Origin of the sequence: Lysinibacillus sp. NPDC093692 (assembly GCF_050280125.1) — a bacterium.
In the GTDB taxonomy this organism is placed as follows: Bacteria; Bacillota; Bacilli; order Bacillales_A; family Planococcaceae; genus Lysinibacillus.
The window spans coordinates 76270-82269 of the sequence record NZ_JBNNUW010000025.1; the positions used below are offsets into that span (position 1 = coordinate 76270).

The 6000-nt window shown below is 37.5% G+C and carries 7 protein-coding genes and 1 riboswitch; all 7 genes read right to left on the minus strand.

Features of this window, described 5'->3' with window-relative positions; genetic code table 11:
* Positions 1 to 429 precede the first annotated feature (429 nt).
* Complete coding sequence (locus ACQKN4_RS21325) at positions 430 to 1287, minus strand: MetQ/NlpA family ABC transporter substrate-binding protein (RefSeq protein WP_427484751.1); 858 nt, start codon at positions 1285 to 1287, stop codon at positions 430 to 432.
* 96 nt (positions 1288 to 1383) lie between these two features.
* On the minus strand, positions 1384 to 2052 hold the full coding sequence (locus ACQKN4_RS21330) for a methionine ABC transporter permease (protein ID WP_079561467.1): 669 nt from the start codon (positions 2050 to 2052) through the stop codon (positions 1384 to 1386).
* Positions 2042 to 3070 (minus strand): methionine ABC transporter ATP-binding protein, encoded by a 1029-nt coding sequence (locus tag ACQKN4_RS21335; protein WP_079561466.1) that lies wholly within the window; start codon positions 3068 to 3070, stop codon positions 2042 to 2044. Before ACQKN4_RS21335 ends, ACQKN4_RS21330 begins: the two co-directional genes overlap by 11 nt.
* Positions 3071 to 3333: 263 nt before the next feature.
* Positions 3334 to 3439, minus strand: a riboswitch (SAM riboswitch).
* A gap of 62 nt (positions 3440 to 3501) precedes the next feature.
* Positions 3502 to 3804, minus strand: a complete 303-nt coding sequence (locus tag ACQKN4_RS21340; RefSeq protein ID WP_079561465.1) for a thioredoxin family protein — start codon at positions 3802 to 3804, stop codon at positions 3502 to 3504.
* 16 nt (positions 3805 to 3820) lie between these two features.
* A complete protein-coding gene (locus ACQKN4_RS21345) occupies positions 3821 to 4162 on the minus strand; it encodes a toprim domain-containing protein (protein WP_079561464.1) in 342 nt (113 codons plus the stop codon).
* A gap of 199 nt (positions 4163 to 4361) precedes the next feature.
* On the minus strand, positions 4362 to 4742 hold the full coding sequence (gcvH, locus tag ACQKN4_RS21350; RefSeq protein WP_079561463.1) for a glycine cleavage system protein GcvH: 381 nt from the start codon (positions 4740 to 4742) through the stop codon (positions 4362 to 4364).
* Positions 4743 to 4832: 90 nt separating this feature from the next.
* The gene (locus ACQKN4_RS21355; RefSeq protein WP_079561462.1) at positions 4833 to 5189 is read right to left on the minus strand and encodes an arsenate reductase family protein; all 357 of its coding nucleotides are present in this window, start codon (positions 5187 to 5189) and stop codon (positions 4833 to 4835) included.
* Positions 5190 to 6000 lie beyond the last annotated feature (811 nt).

A 6000-nucleotide genomic window follows, 5' to 3' on the forward strand; every position in this document is an offset into this window, starting at 1 on the left:
GTTCACTCCAGTTGATGGAAGAAGCATGTTATTCTTCTTCGTTATTTTTCTATCATTCTTTTGATTTATAAACACAACAACTATAGTAATAAATATGACTAAACAATTTCTATACAAAATTTTTGGTAAATCAATCACTTTTAAAATATTATTATATTTTTGTTATAAACTACAGAATAATACCTCTCCTGACAAAAAGTTATATTTTTCTGATAAAAGACAGCCTTTTTATAATAAGAAGAAAGGGTATGTAATCTTTTAAATTACATACCCTTTCAAACTACAAAAAACACTATTTTATTCCAGCTTGTCGACTCATCCTGTCAGCGCCAAATCGGAGTAAAAATCAGCCTTTGTTTATTATTCAATTCTTTCGATAACAAGAAAAAGGGTATGTAAGTTTTATACTTACACACCCCTTTAAATAAATTATTTAACTGGCACAACTGAGCCTTTCCATTCTTCAATAATGAAGTCTTGGATTTCTTTAGATTTTAATACTTCTATCAATTTTTTAATTTCTGGTTTTGTTTCATCACCAGCACGTACAGCTACAATATTTACATAAGGAGATTCTTTATCTTCAAGAGAAATTGCATCTTTCAATGGATTAATATTGTTATCGATTGCAAAGTTCGAGTTAATTAAAACTGCATCGCCTTCATTATTTTCATACATTTGTACAAGCATTTCTGGAGCAGTATTTGCATCGAATTTGAAGTTTTTAGGGTTTTCTGCGATATCTTTTATTTCTGCTGCTGTTTTATCAACGCCATCTTTTAATTTAATTAAGCCCTTAGCTTCTAACAATGAAAGCATACGACCGTGGTCTGAAACTGAGCTAGAAAGTAAAATTGTTGCACCTTTTGGTAGATCCTCAAGAGTTTTATATTTTTTAGAGTAAATTCCGATTGGTTCAATGTGAATGGCACCAGCATTTACAAAGTCGTAGCCATTTTCTTTCATGCTAAGCTCTAAGAAAGGTAGGTGTTGGAAATAGTTTGCATCAAGTTCACCTGATTCTAAATGTTGGTTTGGTAATACATAGTCTTGATACGTTTCAATTTTAAGATCGATACCTTCTTTAGCTAAAGCTGGCTTTGCTTTTTCCAAAATAACCGCATGAGGCGTATTAGAAGCACCTATTGTTAATGTTACATTTTCTTTATTGTCTGATTTATCACCAGATGATGCGTTTGAGTTTGTATCATCTTTTTTGCCAGCACCACAAGCAGCTAAGGCTAATACTAATACTGATAAAAATAATCCTGTTAAAAATTTCTTCATTTTATTGCACTCCCTTTTAACTAATTTAAAATATGTTAGCGGCATAAAACCGAAATAACTTTTTTGATGTTCGTAGCGAGATACGCTTTTTTCTTTTTAGCGTTTATCTGTTTTGGCTGTAATTAAGTCGCCAATCCATTGAATAATAAATACTACTATTAAGATTAATATAGTCGCCATTAAAGTTACATCTTGGCGATTACGTTGGAAACCATCTAAGAATGCTAAGTTTCCTAGACCGCCTGCACCGATAATACCTGCCATCGCAGTATAGCCAACAAGTGCTACAGCCGTTACAGTAAGACCAGAAATAAGCGCTGGGAACGATTCTGGAATTAAAACTTTCCAAATAATCGTTGACGTTTTAGCACCCATTGAACGAGCCGCTTCAATAACGCCTTTATCGATTTCACGTAATGAAATTAATACCATACGCGCATAAAATGGTGCAGCTCCGATAATTAGTGCCGGTAAAGCAGCATCTGCGCCACGAATTGTGCCGAGTAAAAATTTCGTAAATGGAATTAATAAAATAATCAAAACGATAAATGGAATCGAACGGAAAATATTAACGATTGAGCCTGTTAAAAAGTTCACCAGTTTATTGGCCCATAGTTGGTTTGGACTTGATAAAAACAATAAGATCCCAATTACTAATCCAAGTATAAATGTGATCACCGTAGAGATTGTTGTCATATACAACGTTTCATACGTAGCTTCCCACATTTTTTCCCAGTCGACATTCGGAAAGAAATTAGTTAGCATTGGCAATCACCTCCGTTTGTACTTCGACTGTATGCAAGTAGCTAAGTGCAGCTGCAACATTCGACTCTGTGCCTTCAATTTGTACAATAAGTGTACCGTACGCACCATTTTTTGTTTGCGAAATATTACCATGTACTATACTTACTTCTACATCACACTGTTTTACAAGATGTGAGATGACAGGCTGCTCTGTTTTTTCTCCTACAAATATTAGCTTTACAAGTTGTCCATTAGGGTAATTTGCTTTAATTTGTGCCACAGTTTCCTGTGTCTCCTTCGTATCTGTAATTTGAGAAACGAATTTTTTTGTAATGTCCGCTTGTGGCGCTTGGAATACTTGTAATACTTCACCACGTTCTACAATTTCTCCAGCTTCCATAACCGCTACACGGTGGCAAATTTTACGAATAACATGCATTTCATGTGTGATTAACACGATCGTTAAACCTAGTCGTTCATTAATATCGACAAGTAAATCTAGGATAGCATCTGTTGTCTCCGGATCGAGTGCGGATGTTGCCTCATCACATAACAATACTTCTGGATTATTAGCAAGTGCACGAGCGATGCCTACACGTTGCTTTTGTCCCCCCGATAATTGTGATGGATACGCTTTAGCACGTCCGTCTAAGCCAACTAGTGTGATCAATTCTTTCACACGTGCCTCACGTTTTGCCTTTGGAACACCTGCGATTTCTAGTGGGAAAGCAATGTTTTCCGCAACAGTTCGAGACCAAAGTAAATTGAAATGTTGGAAAATCATACTGACCTTTTGTCTAGCATCTCTAAGCTTTTGCCCCTTTATGGATGAAAATTCTTGATTGTTAACCGTTACCGTACCAGATGTAGGCTTTTCTAAACCGTTTAACAAACGAATCATTGTACTTTTACCAGCGCCACTATAGCCGATAATGCCATAAATTTCACCTTTATCGATAGAAAGGTTGACGTCTTTAACTGCTGTTAATTCGCCATTCGAGGTCTTGTATTTCTTCGTAATATTTTGAAGCTGAATCATAGCGAATTCTCCTTTTCTTATATCAATTGTGCCTCGGCATAATTGCGTCTGGAATCGGCTTTGTGCTGGCACAAAGAAATCCTTTTCGATTCCATGACATCCGCCGGAGGCTCTAGGCCAACATGACGTTGGTCACTCAGTCGTTGCCACAGGATGTGGCGTTCTTAGACTGAGTTCCTCTATTTCAGCGGCTGAAAGAAGTAAAAAACCCCTTCAACTATAGACAAGTAGAAGGGGTCACGTAACTTATACGTTGAACCGTTCTCTCATCTTTCAAAGATAAAATCTTTGGGTGATTTGGCACCTTTTCACATTTGTGATGGTTGCCGGGCTTCATAGGGCACTTCCCTCAGCCGCTCTTTATAAGAGTTCGATATATTTATATTTTTTAGTATATTCGTACTTTACCACGTGAGTAAAGTCCAGTCAATTTATTTTTTTAACAATTCGTATAAATACGGTACGGATTGAAAGGCATAAACCTTCTCCGTCACTTTTCCGCCTTCACATACAAGTAAACACGGTACACTTTCAATTTTATTTTCATAAGCGATTTGCTCAATAAAGTTAATATTCGCTTTACCAATCTGTAGCTGTGGCAGCAATTGTTCAACAACCGACATCATTTTCGATGCAACTACACACGTTCCACACATTGGTGTATATAAATAAAAAGCAGCCTTTTCACCAGACTGGATAGCCACGTCCCACTGCTCTTTTGACCATTCTTCCATCTTTTTTCACGCAACCTTACAAAATATATTCATTATGGATTGAGAAATGTGCACGAAGCAAAATCGCCGCTAACACCTTTCTCGGAGTTGTCTCTACTTCCTTATATGTTGGCATTGTACGTAAATGCTCGGCCTCTGGATAATGTCTGTCCATTAATGCTCGTAGCTTATCACCCGATGTATCTGCATCAAAAAATGTATAAAGCTCACAGCCTTCATATGGATCAAGTAACTCTTCTAATTGATGCACACCAATTGTACCATTCGTGCAAAGTATTTTAACATGTTCATTTAAAATAGGTTCAATTTGAAGCTTATCCGAACGGCCTTCGACAATTAAGCATTTCCCCTCGAACATAACGCCACCCCCGTTTAGACATATCCCTTATCATTATTATATCAATAAATCTTGTCATTGATACTGTTAGACACCTATTGTTAAGGGAATATACTGGCATTCACCCTCATCCACTATGATGGCAGAATGGATGAAGATAATAAAAAACGTCGGTAGTTTCCGACGTTTTTCTATTACAGGCTTGTCTTATAAGCTTGTCTTATTCTGCAATCATTTCATCGTATTGCTCAGCTGTCATAAGCTTTTCAACTTCTGATGCATCAGCAGGCTCTACAACGATCATCCATGCTTTTTCATATGGTGATTCATTAACGAATTCTGGGCTATCTTCTAAATCTGCATTTACTTCAACTACTGTACCTGAGATTGGTGCATATAATTCAGAAACTGTTTTTACAGATTCTACGCTACCAAATGGATCATCTGTTTTGATTTCGTCGCCAACTTGTGGAAGTTCAACGAAAACGATATCTCCAAGTTCAGATTGTGCGAAATGAGAAATACCGATACGTACTTTTCCATCTTCTACTTTAACCCATTCGTGCTCTTCAGAGTAACGTAAGTCTTTAGGTGTGTTCATGCAAAAACCCCTCCATAAATATGTAATATATTCACTTTCAGTGTGCCATACTTCTTTCATAAAAACAAGATTAAAAGCGATTAAAAGCGGTTATTTCCAAGCTTGCTCAAAATCTGATTCTTTAAACCCTAACGTAACTTTTTTCCCATCAGTTACGATTGGACGTTTAATTAACATACCATCTGAAGCAAGCAGTTCAAGTTGCTCCACTTCAGTCATTTCAGCAAGCTTATCTTTCAAGCCAAGCTCGCGATATTTCATACCAGAAGTATTAAAAAATTTCTTTAAAGGTAGTCCACTTACTTGCCATAAGTTTGATAGTTCGTCCTTTGTTGGCGGTTGTTCGACAATGTGTACATCTTCATATGAAACTCCATTGTCATTTAGCCATTTTTGTGCTTTTTTACAAGTAGTACATTTCGGATATTGAATAAATTGAATCGTCATTTAAAGGCTCCTCTACTATCATTTTTAGGAACTACATTTTCAGTGTATCCCTCATTTTCTGTAGTATACCATCATAACCGTTACGAACCAAAATGAAACAATTATTAACTTATTCCTTCCATATCGTGGGGTTGATTTCCGTTACGGCTGGGCGCTTTGCCGCTGACGCTTCGCTTTCGCGCAGAGCTTCCTGGGAGCGTCCGATGAGCCGCTTCGCTGCAGGGTCTCATCTGTGACGCTGATTCCCAAGGAGTCGCCCAGCCTCCACTCCAATCAACCAATTCATATAGCGTGTGTTTCTTGCATATTTATCCGATTTAATGTAATAAAACCAAGCTTTAGCTACCGGTGTTTTTTCGTGCGAAAGCGAAGTGTTATCGTAGCAGAATCAACAACAGATGTACAATCGCCCTTACTATTCTGATTGATTATGATGTGTAGCCTTAGCGTTCTCATTTGCCATTCATAAAATTTATTAAAGTTCTACGATATTGTTGATTGGAGTGGAAGGCTACTCGACTCCCGTGGGAAAGTGAGACAGGCGAGATCCTGGACTGAGCCGAGCGAAGGAAGCGGCTCGACGCTCGCCCACAGGAAGCCTTGCTCTGTGCGAAAGCGTAGCGGCAGCAACAAAGCGAGTAGCCTGGAACGGAAATCACCCCCTCATTTTAAGAGCTATACTTTTACTTCCAACAAAAAAACCTAGCTATCGCAACTCTGAACTGAACCCCGAATAGTGGACACTTTAAAAAGTGACCCTATTCGGGGTTTTTTGTTCATTTCACAAAAAAATCTCGTTATACTAAATATA